This is a genomic window from Paracoccus sp. 228, from assembly GCF_000967825.1.
Lineage (GTDB): Bacteria > Pseudomonadota > Alphaproteobacteria > Rhodobacterales > Rhodobacteraceae > Paracoccus > Paracoccus marcusii.
The window spans coordinates 82,485-108,354 of sequence record NZ_JYGY01000004.1; the positions used below are offsets into that span (position 1 = coordinate 82,485).

Genomic DNA, 25,870 nt, shown 5'->3' on the forward strand with positions numbered 1-25,870 from the left:
TGCACCGTGTAATCCCCCGTTTTGGTTCGGGGTCCTCTTTGATCACGGTCGGTGACGGCCTTGCGACACTCTGATGGCGTTTGTGCGACAGGGGTGGGCGGTCATGGCCCGTCCGGCGGCGACGCCCGTTGCGGGCCGTCCGGAGGCGGGGCGCCGGTGAAGCCGGCCATGTGGTCGTCCAAGGCGCGGCCGAACGCATCGCGCCCCGTCCCGCGTGCGACATAGGCGGCCAGGTTGGGATGGTCGTCCAGCATCCCGTCCGCCATCCGCAAGACCGACACCATCAGCAGATCGCCCGGCCCGAATTCGCCGCCGAACCAGTCCGCCGTGCCAAGCCGGTCCGACGCCTCGTGCAGGCGTTCGTCGATGCGGGCCATGACCGCGGGCAGGCGGGACGCGGACCAAGGCGCGTCGGCCTCGAACAGCGTGGCCATGGCGTGGTCCATGAACGGCGGTTCCAGCGTGTTCAGGGCGGCGAATGCCCATTCCAGCTGCATCGCCCGCGCCGCCGCCGTGCCTGGCATCAGGCCGGGGAAGCGTTCGGCAATGTGCCAGACGATCGCACCGCTTTCGAACAGGATCAGGTCACCGTCCTCCAGCGTCGGCACTTGGCCGAAGGGCTGGCGCGCCCGGTGCGGCGGCCGCTTCTGCGCGCCTTGGGACAGCAGGCGCACGGCATAGGGCTGGCCCACCTCCTCCAGCGCCCACCGGACGCGCAGGTCACGGACCTGGCCCCTGGCGAAATCCGGAACCCAGTCGAAGGCGGTGATGGTGATCGGGGCCGCGGGATCAACCGGCATGGCGGCCCCCCGCATCCTGCATGTCGGGAGGGCCGTCCCGCGTCGCGGCGGGGTCCATCCACACCGTTTCCCACCCGTGGCCGTCGGGGTCGTCGAAGGCACCGCCATACATGAAGCCCTGGTCCTCGACCTGGCGCGTGTCGTGCCCGCCCGCCTCGCGGGCGCGGCGGTGGATGTCGTCGACGGTCGCGCGGCTGTCGAAGGTCAGGCACAACAGCACGCCCGACTGGGTGCGGGCGTCGATGATGCGCTTGTCGGTGAAGGTGGCGTAGAAGGTGTGATCCAGCAGCATCACCTGGATCGCGTCGGACCAGACCATGCCGCTGGCCTGTTCGTTCGAGAAGGCTTCGTTTTTTGTAAAGCCGATCGCCTCGTAAAAGGCGGTCGCCCGCGCCACGTCCGTGACGGGCAGGTTGACGAAGATCATCCGGGTCATCGATTCGCTCCTCCTGTGCTGTTGACAGGATGGGGGCGCTTGGTTACTTGAGGAAACCATGAAGTTACAAAAAGAAACTATCAGGCCGGAACCCGCCCATGGCCGCTGGTACGACGATGCGTGCGGCAGTGCCTTCGGCATGGAATTGCTGGGCGAACGCTGGACCCTGCTGATCCTTCGCGAACTGATGTTCGGACCGCGCCGGTTCACCGACCTGCGCGCGGACCTGCCCGGCATCAGCGCCAAGATCCTGACCGAACGGCTGGCCGGAATGGAGCGCAGCGGCATCCTGGCCCGCATCACCCTGTCCGACCCGGTGCCCGCGCAGGTCTATCAATTGACGCCTTGGGGCCGGTCGGCCGAACCCATCCTGCAGGAGATCGGGCGGTGGGCTGCCGCCTCTCCGCTGCATGACCCGACGCTGCCCCTGTCGGCGGCGTCCTTCATCATGTCCCTGCGGACCATGCTGGATTGCAAGGCGGCCGCGGGGCTGTCCCTGACGGTGGCGATCACCATCGGCGGATCCTCCTTTGGCCTGCGTGTTGAACAGGCCTGTCTGCACGTCACCCGCGGGCTTCCCGACGCGGCCGATCTGGTCTTCGAGGCGGATGCGGCACCCCGTATGGCCGCGCTGTTCTATGGCAAGATCGCACCTGAAACGGCCGGCGTGACCTGCATGGGCGCGGCTTGCGACCTGCGCAGGTTCATGGACCTGTTCAATCTTCCGGAAAAATCCGCCCCGCCAAATGTTGCGGATTGATATATGCAAAGCGACCGGGCGCGATTGCAAAATGATGGCCGAAACTGCCAATATATATATATTGACGTATTGTGACGGTGGTTAATGGATAAATCCGCCGTTTGAGATTGCGGCGAGAAATTAATAATACAAATAGACTACAGCACCTTAGCACCGCGCGACGCCCGCTGTGGTTGTCTGCGCAATCTTTTTGCGCGCGGGCCGGTCGATCGCGGGACTGTTGTCACAGTCACGGACATGTCTTATTCCCGCAATCGATGCCGAACCTGTATGCTTTTCGCAATATTATCGTGCGAACGATTCAATTTCCGGTCGGTGCGGTGCGGCACGATGAATGATGCCCGTTTTGACGCATGGAGTATTTAATGAGCTGTTCCCATGACCTGCCGGTGCGCAACCTTGTCACGTCGGCGAAGAGCATGCGGTCTGTCATGACGGAACGGACGTCGTCGACCTGCCCCGTTGGAAACGTCTAGGACCGTGGCATATTGCGACCACAAGGATGATCAGGTGAATTTCAGCCAGTTCCTTTTCCACACGTCCTTTCCGTCCGACGATCTGCGTCGGTCCGCCCTGCACCGCGCGATGGGCGCCCCCACCCGATCGTGGCCGGCCTCCGGCCTTTGGGATCACCTTCAACGATCGGCAAGACCATGACCGGCGCTGCAACGTGGAGGCATGCCTACATCGCGGATGGCAGCCGGTTTGACGCGATCGTCGTGGGCTCTGGCGCGGCGGGTGGCGTCGCCGCCACCGCGCTGGCCGAGGCGGGGATGCGCGTGGCGGTGCTGGAGGCCGGCGATGCCGGGCCCGGCCGCATCAACCCCGTGACCAAGGCCCTGACGGCCGTGGCCCGGTTCCTGGACAGGACCAGGGCCGAAAGCCGGATGCCGCCCAGCCTGGCCCGCTTTGGCGAACGCGCCTTTCGACTGTTGGGCCGCGCCCGCCAGCCGGTCCAGTCGCGCTGCTTTGCCTGGGCGATGGCCCCCAACGTGCTGGTCGACGACCGCGACTGTCCCTACCAGACCGAGGACGGCAGCCAGTTCCTGTGGTTCCGCGCCCGCCAGCCGGGGGGGCGGATGACCGTTCCCGGCCATGGGCGCCAGTACTATCGTCTGTCCGGCATGAAGTCGGATGGCTCGAACAGCGCCGACAATGCCTGGCCCTTCGCGCTGGAGGATGTCGCCGACTGGTACGGATGGGTCGAGGACAAGCTGCAATTGCGTGGCGGCGATCAGGCCGTTCCCGGCCCGGACACCAGCCGCCTGGCCGGCGTCCTGCAGCCCACCCCGTCCGAGCAGGCGATCATCGGCGCGATCCGGTCCAGATGGCCGCGGGCACGGCCGGTGCTGGGCAATTTCGCGCCGCCCCTGTCATGGCTGGACATCGCGGCCGGCACGGGCCGCATGGCATTCCAGGCCGGCGCCGTGGTGCGCCGTGTCCTGAAGGATCCGTCGGGCGCGGTCAGCGGGGTCGAATGGATCGACGGCCGCACGGGGGCGGTCCGGACCGTCCATGCGCCGGTCGTGTTCCTCTGCGCCTCGGCGATCGAGAGCACGCGCATTCTGCTGCTGTCGCGGACGGTGGGCGATGATGCGGGCATCGGGACGGAATCGCCCGCCCTTGGCCGTCACCTGATGGACCATGCGGTCATGAGCGGAACCGGATATCGCGCCGGATCGGACGACGTCCTGCCCGAACAGGCCGAGCCCGGCCGCTGCATCCACATTCCGCCCGACCCGTCGCTGCATCCGTCGATCAGCATGCAGATCCATGTCCATCCCCGTCCCGACGGGGCCGCGCGGGTCGACATCGTCTCGTTCGCCGAGATGCTGCCCGACCCGTGGAACCGGGTGACGCTGTCGCCGTCGCAGACCGACCGGTACGGCATCCCGGTCCCGGTGATCCGCTTCCGACATTCGGCGGAACAGCGCGCCCTGGCGGACCGTCAGGCGCAGATCATCCGCGAGCTGTCGGCGGATATCGGTCTGACGGACGTGATCGTGAACACCGACCTGTCGCCCGGCGGCACCAGCGTGCATGAATGTGGCACGGCGCGGATGGGGACCGATCCCGCGACATCCGTCGTGGACATGCACAACGAATGCTGGGACGTGCCGGGCCTTTATGTCACGGACGGGGCGTGCTTTCCGCGCCAGCATGTCCACAACCCGACCCTGACGATGATGATGCTGACCGCACGCGCCGCGGCGCATGCGGCCGCCCGCTGATCAGCGCTGGCCCGCAAGCTTGCGGGCCACCATCGCCATCAGCGGGGTGGGATAGCGCATCCCAAGCGTGACGATGCAGGTCCGGTCCAGGATCTCCAGCGTGCGGGCGCACATGTCGGGCGTGTATTCGATGTCGCGCTTGGCCCAGGCCCAGGGGTTCATCTTGGGATGGAAGGTCCGCTTGTTCAGGATCGGCTCCCAGTTGGTGTACAGGTGCTTGGAGCTGTCGCGCAGGCGGTTGTGCACGCCCCGGCGGCCGGTCAGCTCGATCGCCTTCTCTCGGGTCGGGGCCAGGATCGACAGGCTGACGGCCGATGCGGGATCGTTGTGCGGGGTGACCCTGAATTCGCTGCTGTGCTGCAGGATATCGGCCAGGACGGCGCGGCGCTTTTGCATCCGGCGCAGCATGGGGACCACCTTCTTCAGCTGGACGCGCAGCATGGCGCCGTCCATCTCGGTGACCTTCATGTTCATGCCGACGAATTCGGGCTCGTTCAGCCGGTCGCCGTGCTGGCGTACCATCGATCCCAGATCGTGATAGCTGCGCGCGCGGATGAAATAGCGTTCGTCGCTGGTCAGGACGGCCCCGCCTTCGCCGATGTTCATGTTCTTCATGCGGTTGAAGCTGAAGACGCCCAGATCGCCGATCGCCCCGCAATGCCGGTCCTTGTATCGGATGCCCACGGCCTGGGACGAATCCTCGATGACGATCAGGCCGTGCTCCTTGGCGATCGCCATGATCGCGTCCATGTCGCAGGGCGCGTTGACCATGTGCACGGGGATGATCGCGCGGGTATAGGGGGTGATCTTGGCCCGGATGTCCTCGGGGTCCATGGTCAGGGTCTCGTCGATGTCGACCAGGATCGGCACGGCCCCGACCTGCACCGGCGCGGCGGCGGTCGCCATCCAGGTATAGGCCGGCACCAGCACCTCGTCGCCCGGACCGATCCCGGCGGCGGCCAGGGCCGCGACCAGCGCGCTGGTCCCCGAATTGACGGCCAGCACATGTGCGGCGCCGGTCTGGGCGGCCATCTCGCGTTCGAACAGGGCCGTCCGGCTGGCCCCGCTGTCATAACGCAGCAGGCTGCCGCTTGCGATGGCGCGGCCGACCGCGAACCACTCTCTCAGACCGACGTCAGGCACTGTCCGCTCCGTATGCGATGGGCGCTGGATTGCGCGCCGTGCACCATCCCGCGCCAGGGCGTGCAGGGCAAGGGGAAGATGCCGAATCCACCCGGTTATCGGTACTGCGGCGGCCTGTTCCGCCCCCCACAATGGCGTGATTCCACTTGCGGTGGCGAGGCGGGGCCGTCGCACAGCGCGGGCGGGCCTGCCCGACTTTGGTGGCAGCGCGGCGCGGCCCGGCTGGCCATGATGGGAAAGCCGCTGCACCATCTGCAAGCAATCCGAGGGGCGCTCATGGACGATCATGCTGATGTCGATCTGGCCCGCGCCAGTGTCAGGGCCGTGGCCGACGACGTGGCGGGGACGCTGGTGGGCCACGACTGGCTGGTCGAACGTCTGCTGATCGCGTACCTGACCGGCGGCCATGTCCTGCTGGAGGGGCCGCCGGGCATCGCCAAGACGCGCGCGGTCAAGCAGCTGGCGGTGCGTCTGCCGGGCGAACATGCGCGCATCCAGTGCACTCCCGACCTGCTGCCGTCGGATCTGACCGGCAGCCAGGTGTTCCGTCCCGAGACCGGCGGCTTCGACTTTCTGCCCGGCCCGGTCTTTCACAACATCGTCCTGGTGGACGAGATCAATCGCGCGCCCCCCAAGGTCCAGTCGGCCCTGCTGGAGGCGATGGCTGAAGGTCAGGTCACCACCGGCGGCGTGACACGCCCCCTGCCGAAGCCCTTCATGGTCGTGGCCACCCAGAACCCGATCGAGCACGAAGGGACCTTTCCGCTGCCCGAGGCGCAGATGGACCGCTTTCTGCTGCACCTGCGGCTGGACCTGCCGGGCGCCGAGGACGAACGCGCCATCCTGGACCTGGTCGAGGCCGAGGGCCGGGGCAGCATGGCGGCCGTGCTGTCGCAGGTGACGGCCGCGGACCTGGATCGCGCGCGCCTGCAGGTCGCGGGGGTGACGTTGGCCCCCGTGCTCAAGGATTTCATCATCCGGCTGGTTTTGGCGACGCGGCCCGGCGGGGTGCTGGCAGAGGCGGTCGAACACCCGGTTTCTCCGCGCGGGACGCTGGCGCTGGCCGCGGCGGTGCGCGCGCGGGCATGGCTGCAGGGCCGTGATCACGGCCTGCCCGAGGACGTGCAGGCCCTGGCCCCCGATGCCTTGGCCCACCGGCTGGTCCCGAACTGGAAGGCCGCCAGCGAAGGGCAGGATGGCCGCCGCCTGATCGCCGAGGCGCTGCGCCAGGTGACCCCGTGGTAGGGGCGCCATGAGCGGCTGGAGGTCCGCGCCCGGCATCGCCCTGACGCTGGAGGCGCTGGTCGACCTGCAGGCGGGGCAGGGCGCCATGCCCCGGCAGCGGCCGATGGCGCGGCGGGCGGGGGTCATGGCCTCGCGCCATCCGGGCAGCGGCATGGACCTGAGGGAGATCCGCGCCTATGTCCCCGGCGACGATCCGCGCCGGATGGACCCTTCGGCCAGCGCGCGCACGGGCGTGCCGCATGTGCGCGCCCTGCACGAGGATCGCGACGACATCACGCTGCTGATCGCCGATCTGCGCGGGCCGATGCTGTGGGGCACGGGCGACGCGCTGCGATCGGTGCGCGGCGCACTGCACCTGGCGGGGCTTGGCTGGCAGGCGGTGGCGCGCCAGGGTGCGGTTGGCCTGGTGGTTGCCGAAGGGACCGGGGTCCGCGTGTTGCCGCCCGCGACCAGCGCGGGCCATATGCTGACCCTGTGCCGCCTGCTGGTCGACCGCCATGCCGCCGCCCTGGCCGATCCCCCCGGCACGGCGCCCCTGACCGAGGCGCTGTCCCTGGCCGCCCGCACCGCGCCGACGGGCGCCCATGTCGTCCTGGCCACCCTGCCCGATGGCTGGCAGGGGGCCGATGCCGCGCTGTCCCGCCTGGCCCGCGGCCGCCGGGTAGAGGTCGCGCTGATCCTGGACCCGCTGGAGACCGCGCCGCCCGCCCGTCCGTTGCCCGTCCGACAGGGCGGCGCCACGCGGCTGCTGCGCCTGCAGCCCGCCGATCTGGGTGGCCAGACCGATCGCCTGGCCGCGATGGGCGCCGTTGCGCGACGGGTCGAGCCGTGACCCCTGAAGCGATGACCCATGACCAGCTGATGCAGGCCCTGTCCCCGGTCCGCCTGCCCACGCCGATGGCCGTCCTGTCTACGGCAGAGATGGCCGCGCTTCTGGCACTGGGCATCATCGCGGGGCTGGTGCTGGCCTTGGCAGTGCTGCCCTTCACCCGCCGCCGGGCAACCCGCCCGCATCTGCGCGTGGCGGTGCTGCGGGGGCTGCCGGTGCCGGACCGCCTGCTGGCCATCGCCCGCCTGCTGGGTCATTTGCCGGCGGCGCTGCGCCCGGCCGCCTATGGCGCGGCCCCGCCACCGTCCGACCGCCGGATCGAGGCGATCGCCCGCGGCGCCCGCCTGCGCCGTCCGTGGCGCAGATGAGCCTGGCCGCACCGTGGCTGCTGGCGCTGCTGCCGCTGCCGCTGCTGCTGCGCTGGCTTCTGCCGCCGGTGGTCCGGCCCCGCGCCGCGCTGGACGTGCCCGACCACCTGTTGCCCCATGCCACGCCTGGCAGCCTGCCGCCGCTGCACCGCGCCCCGTGGCTGGCGGCCGCGGCCTGGGTACTGCTTGTCATCGCCCTGGCGGGGCCGCAGGTGGAACGCCAGGCCCAGGTGGTTCCCGCCAGCGGGCGGGACATCGTGCTGACACTGGATCTGTCGGGCAGTATGGAGCAGGCGGATTTCACCCTGGACGGTCAGCCCGTCAGCCGCCTGGACGCGGTCAAGCGCACCGCCCGCGCCTTTGTGCAAAGCCGGACGGGCGACCGGATCGGCCTGGTGATCTTCGGCGGACGCGCCTATGTCGCGGCGCCGCTGACCTTCGATCTGAACGCCGTCGTGCAGGCCATCGACGAGGCGCAGATCGGCGTGTCCGGCCGCGGCACGGCGATCGCCGACGGCCTGGGCCTGGCGATCCGCAGGCTGCAGGACAGCACGTCACCCGGCCGGGTCGTGGTTCTGCTGTCGGACGGGGTCGACACCTCGGGCAGCGTGCTGGCGGTGGACGCGGCGCGCCTGGCGGCGTCGCACGGGCTGCGCATCCACACCATCGCCCTGGGCCCCGAGGACCTGGAGACCCGCCCCACCGCCCGCGACGCGGTCGACGTGGCGACCCTGCGCGCGGTGGCCGAAACCGCGGGGGGCGCGCTGTTTCGCGTGCGCGACACCGCTGACCTGACCGCGATGGCGCAGGCGCTGGACCGGCTGGAGCCCAGCCCGGGCGAACGGCCGCCGCTGCGCTATTGGCGGTCGCTGTGGATCTGGCCCGCGATGCTGTGCGCGGCCTGCCTGATGCTGGCCGCGATCCGGAGGCGGGAATGACCGGCGCGCTGCTGCTGCGACCGTGGTGGCTGGCGGGTCTGGTGCCGCTTCTGGCGCTTGCGTGGTGGCTGGACCGTCGCGGGCCGTCCGCCGGCGGGTGGGAACAGGTCATGCCGGCGCACATGCTGGCCGCGATGCGCGCGCTTGGCGCCCTAGGCGGCAGCACCGGCCGGTGGGGCCCGCTGCTGCCCGTGGGGGCGGCGGCGCTGCTGGTGCTGGGCCTGTCCGGGCCGGCCCTGCCGCGCGCCGATGCGCCCGTCCTGGCGCGCACCGACAGCGTGCTGATCGCCATCGACCTGTCCCCCTCGGTCGCGCGGGGACCGGCGCTGGCGCAGGCGCAACAGGCCGCCGCCGCCCTGCTGCAGGGGCTGGCCGGCCGGCCCGTCGGCCTGATCCTCTACAGCGGAGAGGCCTATGCCGCATCCGCCCCCACCACCGATCCGCGCACGCTGCAGACGCTGATCGCGGTCCTGGATGCCGACACGGTGCCCGGCCAGGGCAGCAGACCCGCCGCCGCCATCGGCCTGGCCGGGCAGATGTTCGGCGATGCGGGGCAGGCCGATCTGGTCCTGATCTCGGACGGGGCCGGGGTCGATGGCCAGGCCGTGGCCGAGGCCGGGCGTCTGGCCGCCTTGGGCACGCGCATCTGGGCGGTCCGGGTCGTGGGCGCCGCGCCGCAGGCGCCCACCCCTGCGCCCGATGCGCTGGCGCAGCTGGTGCAATCGGGCGGTCAGATGGTGCTGGCACAGGATGTCGACGGCTTGGCCGCCCGGCTGCGCCAAGGGGGCGATCGCCGTCGCGATCCGGCGGTGACGGCCCTGGGCTATCGCGATCTGGGGCCGTTCCTGGCCGCGCTGGCCGCCCTGCCGCTGCTGCAGATGCTGAGGCGGCGGCAATGAGGGCGGCGGCGGTCCTTCTGGCCCTGGCCGTGGCGGCGCTGGTCCTTGCCGGCCCCGCGGCGCTTGGTGCGCTAGCGCTGCGGGCGGGGTGGGACCGGGTCGCGCTGATCCTGCTGGACGATCCGGGCGCACGGGGCGTGGCCCATTACCGGTTGGGCGACCACGACCTGGCCGATGCCGATTTCGCCCGCGCGGGCCGGTCGCAGACCTACAACCGCGCGCTGTCGCTGGCCGCCACGGGCGACTATCCCCTGGCGGTCGCCTATTTCGACGCGGTGCTGTTCGCCAACCCCGCCGACGAACAGGCCCGCGCCAGCCGCGACCTGGTGGCGACGATGTTTCCGCCGCAGCAGGGCGACAGCGTCGCGCCAGGCCGCATTTTGGGGCGGGGCGGGCGTCCCGCCCCGGACGAGATGATCGCCAACGCCCTGACCGACGCCGCCGCCGAAAGCTGGCGCCGACCGGTCGAGGCGCGGGGCATGGCCGCCAGCGACGCGTGGCTGGAAACCATCGCAGACGATCCGGGCGAATTCCTGGCGCTGCGGTTGCAGGCCGAACACGACCGGCGCGCCGGGCTGGGCCTGATCCGGCCCGAGGCGGGTGACCCGTGGTGATCCGGCTGATCCTCTTGCTGCTGATGCTGGCCACGCCGCTGCGCGCCGAAACCCCCGCACCCCTGGCCCCCGGAGAGGCGCGGCTGCTGATCCTGCACGATCACGGCAACCCCGTCGTGGCCGAGATGGTGCGCCTGACGCTCCGCGGCGAATACGACCTGACCGTGTCGCTGGAAAGCCTGACCTTTCCGTCGTCCGACGCCTATGACTGGATGCAGATCGACCGCGACCGCTGGTTTCAGGAACGCATCGGCGGTCGGATGATCCAGATCTTCGAACGCGACATCGCGCTGTTTCCGCGCCGGGCAGGGGACCTGACCATCGGTCCGCTGACCCATAACCTGACCAACATCACCCGCAGCGGCGTCCGCGAGGAGGTCAGCGTCACGTCGGGCATCACGCGCCTGACGGTCAAGCCCTTTCCCCATTCGGGCCGCCCCCTGACGGCACGCAGGCTGGTGCTGACGGACGAGCTGTCCGCACCGCCCGGCCGCTTGGCCAAGGACGACATCCTGACCCGCCGCGTCACCATCGAGGCCCTGGGCGCGATGGCCCATCACCTGCCGCCGCGCCCCGACATCGCCCAGCCCTGGCTGATCAGCTTTACCCTGCCGGAAATCCGCGAGACGATCCCCACCCCGGACGGCCCGGTCGCCCGCGTGGTCTGGGAATGGCAGATGCGCCCCCGCACGGGCGAGCCAGGCGTCCTGCCCGCGATCCCCTTTCCCTGGCTGGACACCGACAGCCGCCGGATCGAGGTGGCGGCGATGAAGCCGATCCCCTTCGGCTTCGCGGGTTTCAGCACCGCATCGGGGACGGGCGTCGCCCTGCATTGGCAGATGGCGGGGCTGGCGCTGTCGGGCGGGGTGGTCGCGCTGGCCGTGGTGTTGTGGGGCAGGCTGCCCGCGATCGGGCGCGGCCTGCGCCGGCTGCGGCCCGGCCCGCATGCGGCCGCGATGCGCAGGGCGGCGGCCAGCGGCGATCTGACCAGGCTGCGTGCGGCCGCGGCGGCACATCTGGCGTGGCGCGGGGGCGGCGGGCCGCGCAGGCAGGCCCTGCTGCGCCAGCTGGACCACCAGATCTATGCCCCCGCCGGCGCGCCGGGGTTCGACGCGATGCGCTGGTTGCGCGACTGGTCGCGGGCCTAGCGGTTGCGCCGGGACGTCGCGCGGGCCTGCAGTTGATCCAGCGCGTCGGCATTGGCCCGGCCCCAGGCATAGACCGTCTCGACCAGATCGACGAAGCGCCTGCCAAGCGGCGTCAGGCTGTATTCGACTGCCGGCGGAACCGTGCTTTCGACATGGCGGTCGATCAGGCCGCTGTCCTCCATCTCGCGCAGGGTCTGCACCAGCATCTTCTTGGAGATCCCGGGCAGGCTGCGCAGCAGCACCCCATTGCGCGCCGCGCCCCCGTGCTGGGCATGCAGCGTGTGCAGGATCATGCTGGTCCATTTCGTGGCAAAGATCTCCATCGTGCGTCGGGGGGCGCAATCCTCGCGCCAGTCGGTGTCGATGCTGCCGGGTTCCATGGTGGTTACCTTTCGGTGGCTATGTCCCAATTTGGTGCCGTCTGGCACGACCGCGCCGCGCTGACTAGATCCTCTGACAGCACAAAGACAGGAGAGATTCATGACCCGCACCGCATTGGTCGTCGGCGCCACCGGCATTCAAGGCCAGGCCATCGCCGCCCAACTGGTCCGCGACGGATGGGCCGTCCTGGGCCTCAGCCGCAATCCGCAGCCGCAGGAGGGCGTGACGCCCGTGGCCGCCGACCTGCTGGACCCCGCATCCGTCGCCGCCGCCCTGAACGGTTTGGCCCCGACGCATGTGTTCCTGACCACCTGGCTGCGCCAGCCGACCGAGGTCGAGAACATCCGCGTCAACGCCCTGATGCTGCGCAACCTGTTCGACGGTCTGCGTCCGCTTGGCACCGTGCGCCACGCGGCGCTGGTGACCGGGCTGAAGCATTACCTTGGACCGTTCGAGGCCTATGGCAAGGGCAGCCTGCCCAAGACCCCGTTCCGCGAGGATCAGGGGCGGCTAGACGTTGCGAACTTCTATTACGCGCAGGAGGATGAACTGTTCGAGGCCGCGCGCCGCGACGGCTTCACCTACAGCATCCACCGCCCTCACACCGTCATCGGCAAGGCGGTCGGGAACGCCATGAACATGGGCACCACCTTGGCCGTCTATGCCGCCATCTGCCGCGAGACCGGGCGCCCGTTCCGCTTTCCCGGATCGGCCGTGCAGTGGAACGGCCTGACGGACATGACCGACGCCCGCCAGCTGGCCGCCCAGGTCATCTGGGCGGCGACCACGCCCGCCGCGCATGACCAGGCCTTCAATATCGTCAACGGCGACGTCTTCCGCTGGAACTGGATGTGGCACCGTCTGGCCGACTGGTTCGGCGTCAAAGCCGAGGATTTCGACGGCACCGAACGCCCCTTGGCCGACCAGATGGCGGACGACGCCGCGATCTGGGCACGCATCGCCGAACGCGAAGGGCTGGCCGAGCCGGATATCACCCGCCTGGTGTCGCCGTGGCACACCGACGCCGACCTGGGTCGGCCGATCGAGGTCGTGACCGACATGTCCAAAAGCCGCAAGTTGGGCTTCACCGCCTATCAGGCGACGGACGAGGCGTTCATCGACCTGTTCGAACAGCTTGAGGCGGACCGGATCATCCCCCGCCGCTGACCGTCCAAAGATCTGCATCTGCTGCGGTGAGGATGTCGGGCGACCGGCACCCTCATCGCCGCGGACGGAATGATGGTTCGCCTGGCCCATGGCCGACGGTGCTTTGGTCATGCGACGGAGGCGCCCGACGACATTCACGACGACCACAGAACCGCGTCTGATCAGGTGATCATATCGTGACGGTAAGGTGATGGCGGAGACGAAGGGATTCGAACCCTCGAGACCCTTTCGGGCCTGCACCCTTAGCAGGGGTGTGCCTTCGACCACTCGGCCACGTCTCCGCCGACCCGTATATGGATGTCGCCAAGGGGGGGCAAGGGGCTTTCTGGCCCCTTTTTGCAGATCGCCGCGCGGCGCCGTCCAAAGGGTTCGACGGCGCCGGACCGTGGCACGCGACAGTTCGTCCTCTTGGAACTGGGGCTGGAACCCGGAAGGCATTGACGCGATAGTCGGATGACGCAACCGGATGGCAGGACATGACCGAAATCTCTCGTCGCAAGTCGGATCACCTGCGCATCGTCACCGAAGGCCGCGGGGCGCAGGACCGGCTGGACAGCGGGTTCGACCAGGTCCGGTTCCTGCATCAGGCGCTGCCTGATCTGGACATGGATGCCGTCGTTACGGGAACGCGGTTCCTGGGGCGCAGCTTGGGCGCGCCGCTGCTGATCTCGGCCATGACCGGCGGTCCGGAGGAGGCGGAACGCATCAACCTGCACATCGCCGAGGCCTGTGCCCATCACCGCATTGCCCTGTCCGTCGGATCGCAGCGCATCGCGGTCGAGGCGGGCGGCAATGGCGGCCTGGGCGCCAGCCTGCGGGCACGTGCGCCACAGATTCCGATCCTGGGCAATATCGGCGCGGTTCAGCTGAACTATGGTTTTGGCGTGGCGCAGGCGCAGCGTGCGGTGGACATGATCCAGGCCGACGCGCTGATCCTGCACCTGAACCCACTGCAGGAGGCGATCCAGGAAGGTGGTGACCGCAATTTTGCGGCCCTGCTGCCGCGGATCGAGGAGCTGGCCACCAGCCTGCCGGTCCCCCTGGGCGTCAAGGAGGTCGGTGCGGGGCTGTCGGCGCCCGTGGCGCGCCGTCTGATCGACGCGGGCGTGACGATCCTGGACGTCGCCGGCGCCGGCGGCACCAGCTGGGCGCGGGTCGAGGCCGAACGCGGCCCCGACCGCCTGCAGGCGCTGGCGGCACCGTTCCACGACTGGGGCATTCCCACGACCGCGTCGCTGCGCGCCATCGCGCCGATGATGGGTCCGGACCAGGTTCTGGTCGGGTCGGGCGGGGTGCGTCACGGGCTGGACGCCGCGCGGGCCATCCGCCTTGGCGCGGACCTCGTGGGGCAGGCGGCCCGCGCGCTGCCCGCCGCGCGCCACAGCGCCGAGGCCCTGTCCGATCACCTGTCTGACGTCGTGACCCAGCTGCGCATCGCGATGTTCTGCACGGGATCCGGCGACCTTGCGGCGCTGCGCCGCGCGCCTTTGCTGGTGCCTGGGCCGGGTGGCCAATGGTCGCAAGCAACGGGGATGGAAACCGGCGATGCGGGACTGTAGTCTGCGCGGATCGCCGGTCCGGGGGACAAGATGAGCGCACATGCCCTGCCCAAGGCAGATCTGACCGCCACAAGCCTGATCGTCTCGGGCGGCATCATCGCCGCGTGGCTGGCCCTGCATGTGCATGCGCTGTGGTTTCTGGACGCAGCGGCGCATCCCATCCTGGCGATCGCGAATTTCATGGGGCTGACCTGGCTGTCGGTCGGATTGTTCATCATCGCGCATGACGCGATGCACGGGTCGGTCGTGCCGGGGCGTCCGCGCGCCAATGCGGCGATGGGCCAGCTTGTCCTGTGGCTGTATGCCGGATTTTCGTGGCGCAAGATGATCGTCAAGCACATGGCCCATCACCGCCATGCCGGCACCGACGACGACCCCGATTTCGACCATGGCGGCCCGGTCCGCTGGTACGCCCGCTTCATCGGCACCTATTTCGGCTGGCGCGAGGGGCTGCTGCTGCCCGTCATCGTGACGGGCTATGCGCTGATCCTGGGGGATCGTTGGATGTACGTGGTCTTCTGGCCGCTGCCGTCGATCCTGGCGTCGATCCAGCTGTTCGTGTTCGGCACCTGGCTGCCGCACCGCCCCGGCCACGACGCGTTCCCGGACCGCCACAATGCGCGGTCGTCGCGGATCAGCGACCCCGTGTCGCTGCTGACCTGCTTTCACTTTGGCGGTTATCATCACGAACACCACCTGCACCCGACGGTGCCGTGGTGGCGCCTGCCCAGCACCCGCACCAAGGGGGACACCGCATGACCAATTTCCTGATCGTCGTCGCCACCGTGCTGGTGATGGAGCTGACGGCCTATTCCGTCCACCGCTGGATCATGCATGGCCCCCTGGGCTGGGGCTGGCACAAGTCCCACCACGAGGAACACGACCACGCGCTGGAAAAGAACGACCTGTACGGCCTGGTCTTTGCGGTGATCGCCACGGTGCTGTTCACGGTAGGCTGGATCTGGGCGCCGGTCCTGTGGTGGATCGCCTTGGGCATGACCGTCTATGGGCTGATCTATTTCGTCCTGCATGACGGGCTGGTGCATCAGCGCTGGCCGTTCCGCTATGTTCCGCGCAAGGGCTATGCCAGACGCCTGTATCAGGCCCACCGCCTGCACCACGCGGTCGAGGGGCGCGACCATTGCGTCAGCTTCGGCTTCATCTATGCGCCCCCGGTCGACAAGCTGAAGCAGGACCTGAAGACGTCGGGCGTGCTGCGGGCCGAGGCGCAGGAGCGCACGTGACCCATGACGTGCTGCTGGCAGGGGCGGGCCTTGCGAACGGGCTGATCGCCCTGGCGCTGCGCGCGGCGCGGCCCGACCTGCGGGTGCTGCTGCTGGACCATGCCGCGGGACCGTCAGACGGCCACACCTGGTCCTGCCACGACCCCGACCTGTCGCCGGACTGGCTGGCGCGGTTGAAGCCCCTGCGCCGCGCCAACTGGCCCGACCAGGAGGTGCGCTTTCCCCGCCATGCCCGGCGGCTGGCCACCGGTTACGGGTCGCTGGACGGGGCGGCGCTGGCGGATGCGGTGGTCCGGTCGGGCGCCGAGATCCGCTGGAACAGCGACATCGCCCTGCTGGATGCGCAGGGGGCGACACTGTCCTGCGGCGCCCGGATCAAGGCGGGCGCGGTCCTGGACGGGCGCGGCGCGCAGCCGTCGCGGCATCTGACCGTGGGTTTCCAGAAATTCGTGGGCGTCGAGATCGAGACCGACCGCCCCCACGGCGTGCCGCGCCCGATGATCATGGACGCGACCGTCACCCAGCAGGACGGGTACCGCTTCATCTATCTGCTGCCCTTCTCTCCGACGCGCATCCTGATCGAGGACACGCGCTATTCCGATGGCGGCGATCTGGACGACGACGCGCTGGCGGCGGCGTCTCACGACTATGCCCGCCAGCAGGGCTGGACCGGGGCCGAGGTCCGGCGCGAACGCGGCATCCTTCCCATCGCGCTGGCCCATGACGCGGCGGGCTTCTGGGCCGATCACACGGCGGGGCCCGTTCCTGTGGGACTGCGCGCGGGGTTCTTTCACCCGGTCACCGGCTATTCGCTGCCCTATGCGGTACAGGTGGCGGACGTGGTGGCGGGCCTGTCCGGGCCGCCCGGCACCGACGCGCTGCGCGGCGCCATCCGCGATTACGCGATCGACCGGGCACGCCGCGACCGCTTTCTGCGCCTTTTGAACCGGATGCTGTTCCGCGGCTGCGCGCCCGACCGGCGCTATACCCTGCTGCAGCGGTTCTACCGCATGCCGCATGGACTGATCGAACGGTTCTATGCCGGCCGGCTGAGCGTGGCCGATCAGCTGCGCATCGTGACCGGTAAACCGCCCATTCCCCTTGGCACGGCCATCCGCTGCCTGCCCGAACGTCCCCTGCTGAAGGAAAACGCATGAACGCCCATTCGCCTGCGGCCAAGACCGCCATCGTGATCGGCGCAGGCTTTGGCGGGCTGGCCCTGGCCATCCGCCTGCAGTCCGCGGGCATCGCCACCACCCTGGTCGAGGCCCGGGACAAGCCCGGCGGGCGCGCCTATGTCTGGCACGATCAGGGACACGTCTTCGACGCAGGTCCCACGGTCATCACCGACCCCGATGCGCTGAAAGAGCTGTGGGCGCTGACCGGGCAGGACATGGCGCGCGACGTGACGCTGATGCCGGTGTCACCCTTCTATCGGCTGATGTGGCCGGGCGGGAAGGTCTTTGATTACGTAAACGAGGCCGATCAGCTGGAGCGCCAGATCGCCCAGTTCAACCCGGACGATCTGGAGGGATACCGCCGCTTCCGCGATTACGCGGAGGAGGTGTACCAGGAGGGCTACGTCAAGCTGGGCACCGTGCCCTTCCTGAAGCTGGGCCAGATGCTGAAGGCCGCGCCCGCGCTGATGAAGCTTGAGGCCTACAAGTCCGTCCATGCCAAGGTCGCGACCTTCATCAAGGACCCCTATCTGCGGCAGGCGTTTTCGTATCACACGCTGCTGGTGGGCGGGAATCCCTTCTCGACCAGTTCGATCTATGCGCTGATCCACGCGCTGGAGCGGCGCGGCGGGGTCTGGTTTGCCAAGGGCGGCACCAACCAGCTGGTCGCGGGCATGGTCACGCTGTTCGAACGGCTTGGCGGTCAGATGATGCTGAACGCCAAGGTCGCCCGGATCGAGACCGAGGGCGCGCGGACCACGGGCGTCACCCTGGCGGACGGGCGGTCTTTGAGGGCCGACATGGTCGCCAGCAACGGCGACGTCATGCACAACTATCGCGACCTGCTGGGCCATACCGCCCGCGGGCAGAGCCGCGCGAAATCGCTGGACCGCAAGCGCTGGTCCATGTCGCTGTTCGTGCTGCATTTCGGTCTGCGCGAGGCGCCCAAGGACATCGCGCATCACACCATCCTGTTCGGCCCCCGCTACAAGGAGCTGGTCAACGAGATCTTCAAGGGCCCGAAGCTGGCCGAGGATTTCTCGCTGTACCTGCATTCGCCCTGCACGACCGATCCGGACATGGCGCCTCCGGGCATGTCCACGCATTACGTACTGGCCCCGGTGCCGCATCTGGGCCGCGCCGAGATCGATTGGGCGGTCGAGGGACCGCGCTATGCCGACCGCATCCTGGCGTCCCTGGAGGAGCGGCTGATCCCGAACCTGCGCGCCAACCTGACCACGACGCGCATCTTCACGCCCGCCGATTTCGCCAGCGAACTGAACGCCCATCATGGCAGCGCCTTCTCGGTCGAGCCGATCCTGACGCAATCCGCGTGGTTCCGGCCGCATAACCGCGACAAGACGATCCGCAACTTCTATCTGGTCGGCGCGGGCACCCATCCGGGCGCGGGCATTCCGGGCGTCGTGGGCTCGGCCAAGGCCACGGCCCAGGTGATGCTGTCCGACCTGGCGGGCGCATGAGCGATCTGGTCCTGACCTCGACCGAGGCGATCACCCAAGGGTCGCAAAGCTTTGCCACGGCGGCCAAGCTGATGCCGCCGGGCATCCGCGACGACACGGTGATGCTCTATGCCTGGTGCCGCCACGCGGATGACGTGATCGACGGTCAGGCCCTGGGCAGCCGCCCCGAGGCGGTGAACGACCCGCAGGCGCGGCTGGACGGCCTGCGCGCCGACACGCTGGCCGCGTTGCAGGGCGACGGTCCGGTGACCCCGCCCTTTGCGGCGCTGCGCGCGGTGGCGCGGAGGCATGATTTCCCGCAGGCCTGGCCCATGGACCTGATCGAAGGCTTTGCGATGGATGTCGAGGCGCGCGACTATCGCACGCTGGATGATGTGCTGGAATATTCCTATCACGTCGCAGGCATCGTCGGCGTGATGATGGCCCGCGTGATGGGCGTGCGCGACGATCCTGTCCTGGACCGCGCCTGCGACCTGGGGCTGGCGTTCCAGCTGACCAACATCGCACGCGACGTGATCGACGATGCGCGCATCGGGCGGTGCTATCTGCCGGGGGACTGGCTGGACCAGGCGGGCGCGCGGATCGACGGGCCGGTGCCGTCGCCGGAGCTGTACACCGTGATCCTGCGGCTGCTGGATGCGGCAGAACCCTATTACGCGTCGGCGCGGGTGGGTCTGGCGGATCTGCCGCCGCGCTGCGCCTGGTCCATCGCCGCCGCGCTGCGGATCTATCGCGCCATCGGGCTCCGCATCCGCAAGGGCGGGCCGGAGGCCTATCGCCAGCGGATCAGCACGTCCAAGGCCGCCAAGATCGGGCTGCTGGGCATCGGGGGCTGGGATGTCGCGCGATCACGCCTGCCGGGGGCGGGCGTGTCGCGGCAGGGCCTCTGGACCCGGCCGCATCACGCCTAGGCGCGCGCGGCGTAGGGCAGAACCCGTTCCAGCAGGGCCGCGATTTCCGGAGCCTGAAGGCGCTTGCTGCGCAGCATCGCGTCCAGCTGCGCGCGGCTGGCCTCATAGTGGCGGGACACGTTCTGCAGGTCTGACACGGCCAGAAGGCCGCGCCGCGGGCCGGGGGCCGCCGCATCGCGACCGGTATCCTTGCCAAGCGCCGCCTGGTCGCCCACGACGTCCAGCAGGTCGTCATAGGACTGGAACACGCGGCCCAGCTGACGGCCAAAGTCGATCATCTGGGTCTGCTCCTCAGCGTCGAACTCCTTGATCACGGCCAGCATCTCCAGCCCGGCGATGAACAGCACGCCGGTCTTCAGGTCCTGTTCCTGTTCGACCCCCGCGCCGTTCTTGGCCGCGTGCAGGTCCAGGTCCTGGCCGGCGCACAGGCCCTGCGGCCCCAGGGACCGCGACAGGATCCGCACCAGCTGCGCCCGCACCGTGCCCGACGCGCCACGCGCACCGGCCAGCAGGGCCATTGCCTCGGTGATCAGGGCGATGCCGCCCAGCACGGCACGGCTTTCGCCATGCGCCACATGGGTCGCGGGCTGGCCGCGGCGCAGGCCGGCATCGTCCATGCAGGGCAGGTCGTCGAAGATCAGCGATGCGGCATGCACCAACTCGACCGCGCAGGCGGCGTCGACGATCGTGTCGCAGACCCCGCCCGAGGCCTCTGCCGCAAGCAGCATCAGCATGCCGCGGAACCGCTTGCCCGACGACAGCGCGCCATGGCTCATGGCCGCGCCGAGCGGCTGCGACACGGCACCGAATCCCTGGGCGATCTCCTCAAGTCTGGTCTGCAGAAGGGTGGCGTGGATCGGGTTGACGTCTCGTCTCATCAGTGCCTTCGCGCTTGGGTTCTGACCTGGCGGGAAGGTCAGGCCGGGGCGGCACCCCGTGACCCGTCATCCACCGTCAACAGTCCCCATGTTGGAACGGTTCACGCCCGATTGCGAGCCTTTTCGACGGCGACGCGGGGTCGCGCGGCAATTTGTCCAACAAGGTCAGTGGACCGGCGCGCCGATGGCCGCGCGCAGCCAGGCATCCTTGGCCGGAAACACCCGCGCCGCATCGTGATCGGCCAGGATCGTCCGGCGCGCGGCGCGGCGCAGGTCGGCCGCGTCACCCGGATTGTCCAGCACCCAGGCCATCGCGTCCGCGACCTCGTCCGCGTCGTCCATGTCGACGATCAGGCCGTTCTCCATGTCGCGGACCAGTTCGCGCACCGGGGCGGTGTTCGATCCGATCACCAGGCATCCGGTGGCCATTGCCTCGGACAGGGACCAGGAGGTGACGAAGGGCTCGGTGAAATAGACATGCGCGTGCGAGGCCTGCAGCGTGCGGACATATTCATCGCGCGGGCGCATGGCGTTCACGTGGATGCGGCGGTGATCCAGGTCCAGCTGGTCGATCATCCGCAGCCACCAGCTGTCGCCGCGCGCCAGCGGTCGGCCATAGGACACGCTGTCATTGGCCAGGATCACCGTGTCGAAGTCGTCACGCCGCGCCTGCAGACGGGCGACGCCGCGCAGGAATTGCGGAAAGCCGCGCAAGGGCTCCATCCCGCGGGTGGCATAGGTGATCACGGGGCGGTCGGCGGGCAGGCGCAGCCAATCGAAATCGATGCGCGCCTGCGGGTCGGGGCGGTGCAGGTCGCAATCGACCCCATCGGGCATCACGGTGATCTGGCGGCGCAGGACCGGAGGAAAGCGGCTGGCTTGGAACAGCGTCGGGCACCAGCTGGCATCGGCCAGGTCGAATTCGCCGGTGATCGGCAGGTTGCGCATCCGGTCCGAGATCATCACCGCCAGGTCGGCGGGCTTTTCCGCCCGGCGCTTGTCCCAGTTGCGGTCGGTGTAATACCATTCGTGATAGGCGACATAGGTGCAGTCCGGCCAGACCAGCTTGACCCCCAGCCCCACGCCCCAGCCCGCATGGGCCACCACGACGTCGGGGACATAGCCTTCGGAATGGCGCATGCGGAACATCAGCTCGGTCGCGCCGCGGCAGTTCTGCGCGGCGTGGTCAAGGATGTGACGCGGATCGCCCGTGGGGATCGTGGTGTCGCGCAGCGCAAATCGGCGGGTGCGGATGCCGTCATGGGCAGGGTCGGCGTCGATGCCGCCATGCATGAAGGTGACGTCCCAGCCCTGGCCCGCCAGCCAGCGGCCCAGGAACTCGAACTGGCCGGGGCCGGACAGGTGCAGGAACAGGATGCGCGGCCGCTGCGCCACGGATGCGGCGACCGTCATGACCGGGGAGCCGTCTGCCAGCCCGTGCAGCCCGCGGCCAGCAGCGGCTGCTGATCGGTGCGGTTCACGATGGCCTGCACGCGGGCATGGGCGACGCCCAGGTCCAGCCGCGCCTTTGTCGCGACCAGGAACGTCGCATCGCCGTCCAGGACCGCATGGACCGCGGGAAACGCGGCCTGCAGCAGGTCGCGGATCGCGGGCAGGGGGCCCGTTCCATGGATCAGCAGGACGCCGCCGTCGCCCGACAGGCGCCGCCCGGCGTGGCGGATGCGCGCCAGCGCGTCCGGGCCGTGCAGCCAGTCGTCATCCGCCCCCGCGACGATCGCATCCAGCCGCGGCGCATCGGGTGCCGCATCCGACAGCTGCGCTGGCCGGAACGCCGCGCCAAGGTCAAGCACCTGCATCGCTGCCAGGGGCCAGCCCGCCGCGGGGTGATGCACCGTCAGGCCGGGCACCAGGGCCAGCGCCGCAACGGCCAGCGGCAGATGCGCCGGCCCTGTCACCATCACGTGCCTCAGGGCCGATGTCGCGCAGAGCAGCCCAAGGCAGCGACGCGCCCAACCCTCGACCGGCATGGCCGGGTTCAGCGCGTCGATCACGCCCAAGGGGGTGCCGTCATCGCTCAGCACCTGCACCCGGCGGTCGTCCAGCAGGCGCAGCGCCGCCCCATCCGGGCGGTGCAGGCCGTGATTGATCGCCCGCGCGCGGGCCCGGACCGGGGCGTCGGTCGCCCGCAGCCAGGCGCGGTGGAAGGGCGTGACCCAGGAAAGCGCGTCGCGATTGTCCAGCAGCTCGACCGCCTGCTGGACGGCGATGGCCAGCGGACCGTCCAGGTCCAGCGACAGGGGCAGGCCGCCGGGCTGCGTCCCGGCCAGGGTCACGCGCCGTGCGCGCCAGGCATGGCGCTGCACGGGGCCGGTCTGGGGCCGTGTCTCGGCACGGTTCAGGTGCAGGTCGGACAGCGACGACAGGCGGGGGTTCAGCACGTGGATCAGGTCCGCCCCGCGCCGCAGGGCCAGCAGGCGCACCGGCACGCCAAGGGCGGGGGCACAGACGCATTCGTCGCCGCTGCCCGTCAGGGCATCGCCCAGCAGGCGCATCGCGACACCGGTCAACGGATCGTCGGCCCGCGCCTCTGCCGGGCGCAGGCCAAGTCTGGGGTCGTCATGGGTCAGCTGGGCGGTCATCGTGGGGCCCGCGCGGAGATTACAGCCGACTGAAGAAGGCGCCGCCCAGGGGCGTGGCGCCATCCGCGGTCAGCAGCGCGTCCATCCGCGGAACGGCGACGCCAAGACCCAGGGCAACCTGGATGCCCCGGACGCCGCGCGGCGCGGACCAGCCGCGCACGGCCAGCATCACCCGCTGCCAGACGGCGGACCCCGTGGCGGTGTCGCGGATGTCGCTGCGCAGATGCGCGGTGTGGATTACCGTGATCCAGCTGGCGGAATGGGTCCGCATCGGTTCGAACGCGAACAGCGCAAAGGCCACCGGCTCGGCCTCCAGCGACACGACGACGGCACCGTGATAACCGCTGTCGTCATGGACCTGTGCCAGCAGGCGCTCCACCTGCGGCTGGTCGAAGGGCAGGTCCGCGAACAGGCTTTCCCGGTGCATCTGGCGGGCCAACGGCACGATCAGGTCGGGCCGGGCCGCGTGCCTGCCGACGGTGACTTCGGTCCGGCGCAGCAGGGCGGGGGGCAGGTCGGTATGGAGTGTCATGATCCCAAGCGGCCCAGCCTTGCCGTCGCCGACATGCTGGGCCTGTCCAATGACCGCAGGCCGGTCCTTACGAATACAGCGGGCGGTCGTTGCGGGCGTGGCGGGCGGCCAGCGAGCGTCCTTCGCGACCCTTCAGGAACGGGATGGCCGGATCGGTCTCGGTCATCGCGTCGAAATCGGGGAAGATCGCGCGCAGTTCGGACAGCTGGTCCTGGCTGAGAAAAGTCAGCGCCTGGCGCCCGGGGAACAGGCTCTCGGCCTCGATCCCCTCGACCGACAGGATCTGGTGGTCGGCGAACATCAGGTGCAGGTACTGGACGCTGCGGGCGTCGCCGTCCACGTCGATGCCGTTCACGCCGATCAGCTGCTTGACCGCGACAAGCACCTCGGGGGCGCCGAACATCGTCTCGGCGATGGCCGAGCGTATGACGACGCGGTGCTGGGGCGAAAAGCGGATGTCGCGCAGGGGCAGGCCGTTGCCGAAGGCGTCGGCGGGCACCAGGATCGGCAGCAGCTTGGGGTTCCCCGCCAGATCGACCGCGTCCAGCCTGCGCGAACCGATCCAGGCCAGCGCCTTGGGGCCGTTGCGGGTGATGACCGTGTCGCCCTGGCGCAGGGTCTCGATCGGGACCGCGCCGCGGGGGGTGTCGATCAGCGTGCCGGCGGTAAAGCAGACCGCGTTGATCGCCTCGAAATTGGCAAAGCCCGACCGCGATGCCACGGTCGATCCGTCGCGAAGCGTCATCGTCCCATAGGAGACCGTGCCCTGCAGGATGCGCGGATAGGCCAGGATTGAGCCGATGTCGCTGTCGCTGTAGACGTTGGTGACCAGGTCGGCCTTGCCGTCGCCGTCGGTGTCCATGGTGACGTTGCCGCTGGACAGCGTCAGGGTCCAGTCCCCGCGCAGGTTCAGCGTGTCCTGACCCTTGCCGCCGTCCAGCTTGGCGCCGCTGCGCATCTTGTTGGCATCTGACAGGCTGTGGTCCGGCTTCATGTCGAACCATAGGACGTCGTCGCCCTTGCCAAGGTCCACGCGCGCGCCGAACGACTGCTCCAGCTTCAGCGTGTCGTCGCCGTCGCCGGTCGAGATCGTCTCGAAGGTGGTGCGCGACAGATGGGCCATGTCGTCGCCGGTGCCCATGTCGACCTGGCCGAAGGCGACGCGGGCGCCTTGGCCGGACAGGTTTCCGCCCTCCAGCGTGTCGTCGCCGCCCTTCATGCTGATGTCGTACACGCTGCGGTTGTCGCCCGGCTCGGTTTGCCGGCTGAACGCCCAATCCGACAACGTGACGTTCTGGGTTCCCTCCGAGGAGTTGCCCTGAAGAATGGTCGCGCCATCGCCATCATAGCTGCCAAAGATCGTGGCCATGACAGTCATCCCTCTTGAAAACGATTCTTGTTAACCCTGTTTCAATGGCGTTACGCCCGCACCCCGGCGGTTGTCAACAAAATCCACGCGCCCGCGCCGCGTGGCCGCGTTTTTCACGACCCGCGTCGCACATCGTGCAATTGGTTGATTAACCTATGAACTTTCCGGTTCACCTTGCACGTTGTGCAGGGCCGGTCAGGGTTGATCCGACGCGGGGACCGGAGGACGGCGTCCGCGTCGAATCTGCAACTGGAGGCTGTAAATTTGTGCGCTGTTAACTGTTTATTTACGGCTCAGCGGAACAGCAGCACGGATCTGCGGGAATCGATCAGCATGCGCGTGGTGACCGATCCGATGATCAACCGGCGGATGCGGCTGTGCCCATAGGCCCCCATGACCAGCAGGTCGTGATCCTGCTGTTCGATCCGTGCGATCAGCGCGCTGTCGGCGCTGCCGTCCAGCAGTTCGGCGCGGGCATCGCGGCCGGCGGCGCGCAGGCGCAGGATCGCCTCCTCTAGCTGGACCTGCGCCTCGCGGTTGGCCGGGGCGGCCATCGCCACCTCGATCCGCAGCCCGTCGAAGACCGGGCTGGAGGCCACGTGATCGACCGCCTTCATCGCCGAGGCCCCGCCGTCAAAGGCCAGCATCACGCTGGCGATGGGGCGGAAGGCGCGGGCGGCGACCAGGACCGGTACCTTGGCCGCGCGGACCACGCGTTCCAGGTTCGATCCGGGATGGTCGGCCGCGAAATCGGCGGCCTCTCCGCGCTTGCCGATCACGATCAGGGCGGGGCTTGAGGCCTTGCCGGTCGCATGGGCGATCAGGTCGCCCTGCTCCAGGCGCGTCTCGACCCGCGCGGCGCCGGCGCCCAGGGTCAGGTTGCGCGCATCCTCCAGCAGGGCGCGGCCCTGGGCGTTCGCCAGGCGCGCGCGCTGTTCGTCAAGGCTTGCCAGCTCGTCCAGCAGGGCGCTGCGCGCGCCGAGGCGGATCGTGCCGGACAGGTCCTGCGACGGGGCGGGGGACCTGCGGCCCAGGACGTGCAGCAGCTCGACCGGCATGCCGCTGCGCGCCGCAAGCCAGCCCGCATGTTCGCACACCGAGGCCGCGTAGACCGAGCCGTCCACCAGGGCGATGATCTTGTCGTTCATGTGCCGTCTCC

26 protein-coding genes and 1 tRNA gene are annotated in these 25,870 nt (G+C 69.4%); 16 read left to right on the forward strand and 11 right to left on the reverse strand.

Translation table 11 applies throughout. From position 1 onward, the window contains the following. Nucleotides 1-101 precede the first annotated feature (101 nt). Nucleotides 102-800 (reverse strand): glutathione S-transferase family protein, encoded by a 699-nt coding sequence (locus SY26_RS13340; RefSeq protein ID WP_046000930.1) that lies wholly within the window; start codon nucleotides 798-800, stop codon nucleotides 102-104. Continuing rightward, on the reverse strand, nucleotides 790-1,236 hold the full coding sequence (locus tag SY26_RS13345) for a VOC family protein (RefSeq protein ID WP_046000931.1): 447 nt from the start codon (nucleotides 1,234-1,236) through the stop codon (nucleotides 790-792). The genes SY26_RS13340 and SY26_RS13345 overlap by 11 nt, the downstream gene beginning before the upstream one ends. 58 nt (nucleotides 1,237-1,294) lie before the next feature. Between SY26_RS13345 and SY26_RS13350 the strand changes: the two genes are divergently transcribed. Then, entirely contained in the window at nucleotides 1,295-1,996 is a 702-nt protein-coding gene (locus SY26_RS13350) for a helix-turn-helix domain-containing protein (protein ID WP_046000932.1), read from the forward strand. A gap of 653 nt (nucleotides 1,997-2,649) precedes the next feature. Next, nucleotides 2,650-4,227 carry a GMC oxidoreductase gene (locus SY26_RS13355; RefSeq protein WP_046000933.1) on the forward strand — a complete coding sequence of 526 codons (1,578 nt, stop codon included), beginning with the start codon at nucleotides 2,650-2,652 and terminating at the stop codon, nucleotides 4,225-4,227. Here the strand turns inward: SY26_RS13355 and SY26_RS13360 are convergent, their stop codons facing one another. Further along, nucleotides 4,228-5,370 (reverse strand): DegT/DnrJ/EryC1/StrS aminotransferase family protein, encoded by a 1,143-nt coding sequence (locus SY26_RS13360; RefSeq protein WP_045983192.1) that lies wholly within the window; start codon nucleotides 5,368-5,370, stop codon nucleotides 4,228-4,230. A 276-nt stretch (nucleotides 5,371-5,646) separates the two neighbouring features. Here SY26_RS13360 and SY26_RS13365 point away from each other — a divergent pair, with 276 nt between their 5' ends. From SY26_RS13365 to SY26_RS13395, 7 genes are read left to right on the forward strand one after another with little or no spacing between them, the layout of a single operon-like run. Next, a complete protein-coding gene (locus SY26_RS13365) occupies nucleotides 5,647-6,615 on the forward strand; it encodes a MoxR family ATPase (RefSeq protein WP_046000934.1) in 969 nt (322 codons plus the stop codon). Between the two features lie 7 nt (nucleotides 6,616-6,622). Beyond that, the gene (locus SY26_RS13370; protein WP_046000935.1) at nucleotides 6,623-7,447 is read left to right on the forward strand and encodes a DUF58 domain-containing protein; all 825 of its coding nucleotides are present in this window, start codon (nucleotides 6,623-6,625) and stop codon (nucleotides 7,445-7,447) included. Next, the gene (locus SY26_RS13375; protein ID WP_232303347.1) at nucleotides 7,444-7,812 is read left to right on the forward strand and encodes a hypothetical protein; all 369 of its coding nucleotides are present in this window, start codon (nucleotides 7,444-7,446) and stop codon (nucleotides 7,810-7,812) included. Before SY26_RS13370 ends, SY26_RS13375 begins: the two co-directional genes overlap by 4 nt. Beyond that, on the forward strand, nucleotides 7,809-8,750 hold the full coding sequence (locus SY26_RS13380; protein ID WP_046001152.1) for a VWA domain-containing protein: 942 nt from the start codon (nucleotides 7,809-7,811) through the stop codon (nucleotides 8,748-8,750). The genes SY26_RS13375 and SY26_RS13380 overlap by 4 nt, the downstream gene beginning before the upstream one ends. Beyond that, on the forward strand, nucleotides 8,747-9,649 hold the full coding sequence (locus tag SY26_RS13385; RefSeq protein WP_046000937.1) for a VWA domain-containing protein: 903 nt from the start codon (nucleotides 8,747-8,749) through the stop codon (nucleotides 9,647-9,649). Before SY26_RS13380 ends, SY26_RS13385 begins: the two co-directional genes overlap by 4 nt. Next, the gene (locus SY26_RS13390; RefSeq protein ID WP_046000938.1) at nucleotides 9,646-10,263 is read left to right on the forward strand and encodes a hypothetical protein; all 618 of its coding nucleotides are present in this window, start codon (nucleotides 9,646-9,648) and stop codon (nucleotides 10,261-10,263) included. Before SY26_RS13385 ends, SY26_RS13390 begins: the two co-directional genes overlap by 4 nt. Beyond that, complete coding sequence (locus SY26_RS13395) at nucleotides 10,260-11,411, forward strand: BatD family protein (RefSeq protein ID WP_157020498.1); 1,152 nt, start codon at nucleotides 10,260-10,262, stop codon at nucleotides 11,409-11,411. Before SY26_RS13390 ends, SY26_RS13395 begins: the two co-directional genes overlap by 4 nt. On the opposite strand, the gene SY26_RS13400 is transcribed toward SY26_RS13395, so the two are convergent. Beyond that, nucleotides 11,408-11,791 carry a helix-turn-helix domain-containing protein gene (locus tag SY26_RS13400; RefSeq protein WP_046000940.1) on the reverse strand — a complete coding sequence of 128 codons (384 nt, stop codon included), beginning with the start codon at nucleotides 11,789-11,791 and terminating at the stop codon, nucleotides 11,408-11,410. The two genes, SY26_RS13395 and SY26_RS13400, sit on opposite strands and share 4 nt — an antisense overlap. 100 nt (nucleotides 11,792-11,891) lie before the next feature. On the opposite strand from SY26_RS13400, the gene SY26_RS13405 reads away from it, so the two are divergent. Beyond that, nucleotides 11,892-12,959, forward strand: coding sequence for an SDR family oxidoreductase (locus SY26_RS13405; protein ID WP_046000941.1), 1,068 nt, complete (start codon nucleotides 11,892-11,894; stop codon nucleotides 12,957-12,959). Nucleotides 12,960-13,150: 191 nt separating this feature from the next. On the opposite strand, the gene SY26_RS13410 is transcribed toward SY26_RS13405, so the two are convergent. Beyond that, nucleotides 13,151-13,240, reverse strand: a tRNA-Ser gene (locus tag SY26_RS13410). Between the two features lie 195 nt (nucleotides 13,241-13,435). Between SY26_RS13410 and fni the strand changes: the two genes are divergently transcribed. The 6 genes from fni to SY26_RS13440 are packed head-to-tail and all read left to right on the forward strand — an operon-like array spanning nucleotide 13,436 to nucleotide 19,332. Further along, nucleotides 13,436-14,518, forward strand: coding sequence for a type 2 isopentenyl-diphosphate Delta-isomerase (gene fni / locus SY26_RS13415; RefSeq protein WP_046000942.1), 1,083 nt, complete (start codon nucleotides 13,436-13,438; stop codon nucleotides 14,516-14,518). A gap of 30 nt (nucleotides 14,519-14,548) precedes the next feature. Then, the gene (locus SY26_RS13420; RefSeq protein WP_046000943.1) at nucleotides 14,549-15,277 is read left to right on the forward strand and encodes a fatty acid desaturase; all 729 of its coding nucleotides are present in this window, start codon (nucleotides 14,549-14,551) and stop codon (nucleotides 15,275-15,277) included. Then, the gene (locus SY26_RS13425) at nucleotides 15,274-15,762 is read left to right on the forward strand and encodes a sterol desaturase family protein (protein ID WP_045982218.1); all 489 of its coding nucleotides are present in this window, start codon (nucleotides 15,274-15,276) and stop codon (nucleotides 15,760-15,762) included. The genes SY26_RS13420 and SY26_RS13425 overlap by 4 nt, the downstream gene beginning before the upstream one ends. After that, complete coding sequence (gene crtY / locus SY26_RS13430; protein WP_046000944.1) at nucleotides 15,759-16,919, forward strand: lycopene beta-cyclase CrtY; 1,161 nt, start codon at nucleotides 15,759-15,761, stop codon at nucleotides 16,917-16,919. Before SY26_RS13425 ends, crtY begins: the two co-directional genes overlap by 4 nt. After that, nucleotides 16,916-18,421 carry a phytoene desaturase gene (locus tag SY26_RS13435; RefSeq protein WP_046000945.1) on the forward strand — a complete coding sequence of 502 codons (1,506 nt, stop codon included), beginning with the start codon at nucleotides 16,916-16,918 and terminating at the stop codon, nucleotides 18,419-18,421. Before crtY ends, SY26_RS13435 begins: the two co-directional genes overlap by 4 nt. Then, on the forward strand, nucleotides 18,418-19,332 hold the full coding sequence (locus SY26_RS13440) for a phytoene/squalene synthase family protein (protein ID WP_046000946.1): 915 nt from the start codon (nucleotides 18,418-18,420) through the stop codon (nucleotides 19,330-19,332). The genes SY26_RS13435 and SY26_RS13440 overlap by 4 nt, the downstream gene beginning before the upstream one ends. On the opposite strand, the gene SY26_RS13445 is transcribed toward SY26_RS13440, so the two are convergent. From SY26_RS13445 to SY26_RS13470, 6 genes are all read right to left on the reverse strand, one after another. Beyond that, a complete protein-coding gene (locus SY26_RS13445; protein WP_052715286.1) occupies nucleotides 19,329-20,210 on the reverse strand; it encodes a polyprenyl synthetase family protein in 882 nt (293 codons plus the stop codon). The genes SY26_RS13440 and SY26_RS13445 overlap by 4 nt on opposite strands. Before the next feature lie 165 nt (nucleotides 20,211-20,375). Next, the gene (locus tag SY26_RS13450; RefSeq protein WP_052715287.1) at nucleotides 20,376-21,623 is read right to left on the reverse strand and encodes a glycosyltransferase family 4 protein; all 1,248 of its coding nucleotides are present in this window, start codon (nucleotides 21,621-21,623) and stop codon (nucleotides 20,376-20,378) included. Beyond that, nucleotides 21,620-22,810: a hypothetical protein gene (locus SY26_RS13455; protein WP_046000947.1), complete on the reverse strand. Its 1,191-nt coding sequence runs from the start codon at nucleotides 22,808-22,810 to the stop codon at nucleotides 21,620-21,622. The genes SY26_RS13450 and SY26_RS13455 overlap by 4 nt, the downstream gene beginning before the upstream one ends. A gap of 19 nt (nucleotides 22,811-22,829) precedes the next feature. Further along, a complete protein-coding gene (locus SY26_RS13460; RefSeq protein WP_046000948.1) occupies nucleotides 22,830-23,342 on the reverse strand; it encodes a hypothetical protein in 513 nt (170 codons plus the stop codon). Between the two features lie 67 nt (nucleotides 23,343-23,409). Then, a complete protein-coding gene (locus tag SY26_RS19990; protein WP_052715288.1) occupies nucleotides 23,410-24,711 on the reverse strand; it encodes a Hint domain-containing protein in 1,302 nt (433 codons plus the stop codon). Between the two features lie 293 nt (nucleotides 24,712-25,004). Next, nucleotides 25,005-25,859: a universal stress protein gene (locus SY26_RS13470; protein WP_046000949.1), complete on the reverse strand. Its 855-nt coding sequence runs from the start codon at nucleotides 25,857-25,859 to the stop codon at nucleotides 25,005-25,007. Nucleotides 25,860-25,870 lie beyond the last annotated feature (11 nt).

Coding starts and splice junctions, on each gene's coding strand:
- SY26_RS13340 (WP_046000930.1), bottom strand. CDS start 800: ATGCCGGTTGATCCCGCGGCCCCGATCACCATCACCGCCTTCGACTGG.
- SY26_RS13345 (WP_046000931.1), bottom strand. CDS start 1,236: ATGACCCGGATGATCTTCGTCAACCTGCCCGTCACGGACGTGGCGCGG.
- SY26_RS13350 (WP_046000932.1), top strand. CDS start 1,295: ATGAAGTTACAAAAAGAAACTATCAGGCCGGAACCCGCCCATGGCCGC.
- SY26_RS13355 (WP_046000933.1), top strand. CDS start 2,650: ATGACCGGCGCTGCAACGTGGAGGCATGCCTACATCGCGGATGGCAGC.
- SY26_RS13365 (WP_046000934.1), top strand. CDS start 5,647: ATGGACGATCATGCTGATGTCGATCTGGCCCGCGCCAGTGTCAGGGCC.
- SY26_RS13370 (WP_046000935.1), top strand. CDS start 6,623: ATGAGCGGCTGGAGGTCCGCGCCCGGCATCGCCCTGACGCTGGAGGCG.
- SY26_RS13380 (WP_046001152.1), top strand. CDS start 7,809: ATGAGCCTGGCCGCACCGTGGCTGCTGGCGCTGCTGCCGCTGCCGCTG.
- SY26_RS13385 (WP_046000937.1), top strand. CDS start 8,747: ATGACCGGCGCGCTGCTGCTGCGACCGTGGTGGCTGGCGGGTCTGGTG.
- SY26_RS13390 (WP_046000938.1), top strand. CDS start 9,646: ATGAGGGCGGCGGCGGTCCTTCTGGCCCTGGCCGTGGCGGCGCTGGTC.
- SY26_RS13400 (WP_046000940.1), bottom strand. CDS start 11,791: ATGGAACCCGGCAGCATCGACACCGACTGGCGCGAGGATTGCGCCCCC.
- SY26_RS13405 (WP_046000941.1), top strand. CDS start 11,892: ATGACCCGCACCGCATTGGTCGTCGGCGCCACCGGCATTCAAGGCCAG.
- fni (WP_046000942.1), top strand. CDS start 13,436: ATGACCGAAATCTCTCGTCGCAAGTCGGATCACCTGCGCATCGTCACC.
- SY26_RS13420 (WP_046000943.1), top strand. CDS start 14,549: ATGAGCGCACATGCCCTGCCCAAGGCAGATCTGACCGCCACAAGCCTG.
- SY26_RS13425 (WP_045982218.1), top strand. CDS start 15,274: ATGACCAATTTCCTGATCGTCGTCGCCACCGTGCTGGTGATGGAGCTG.
- SY26_RS13435 (WP_046000945.1), top strand. CDS start 16,916: ATGAACGCCCATTCGCCTGCGGCCAAGACCGCCATCGTGATCGGCGCA.
- SY26_RS13440 (WP_046000946.1), top strand. CDS start 18,418: ATGAGCGATCTGGTCCTGACCTCGACCGAGGCGATCACCCAAGGGTCG.
- SY26_RS13445 (WP_052715286.1), bottom strand. CDS start 20,210: ATGAGACGAGACGTCAACCCGATCCACGCCACCCTTCTGCAGACCAGA.
- SY26_RS13450 (WP_052715287.1), bottom strand. CDS start 21,623: ATGACGGTCGCCGCATCCGTGGCGCAGCGGCCGCGCATCCTGTTCCTG.
- SY26_RS13455 (WP_046000947.1), bottom strand. CDS start 22,810: ATGACCGCCCAGCTGACCCATGACGACCCCAGACTTGGCCTGCGCCCG.
- SY26_RS13460 (WP_046000948.1), bottom strand. CDS start 23,342: ATGACACTCCATACCGACCTGCCCCCCGCCCTGCTGCGCCGGACCGAA.
- SY26_RS19990 (WP_052715288.1), bottom strand. CDS start 24,711: ATGGCCACGATCTTTGGCAGCTATGATGGCGATGGCGCGACCATTCTT.
- SY26_RS13470 (WP_046000949.1), bottom strand. CDS start 25,859: ATGAACGACAAGATCATCGCCCTGGTGGACGGCTCGGTCTACGCGGCC.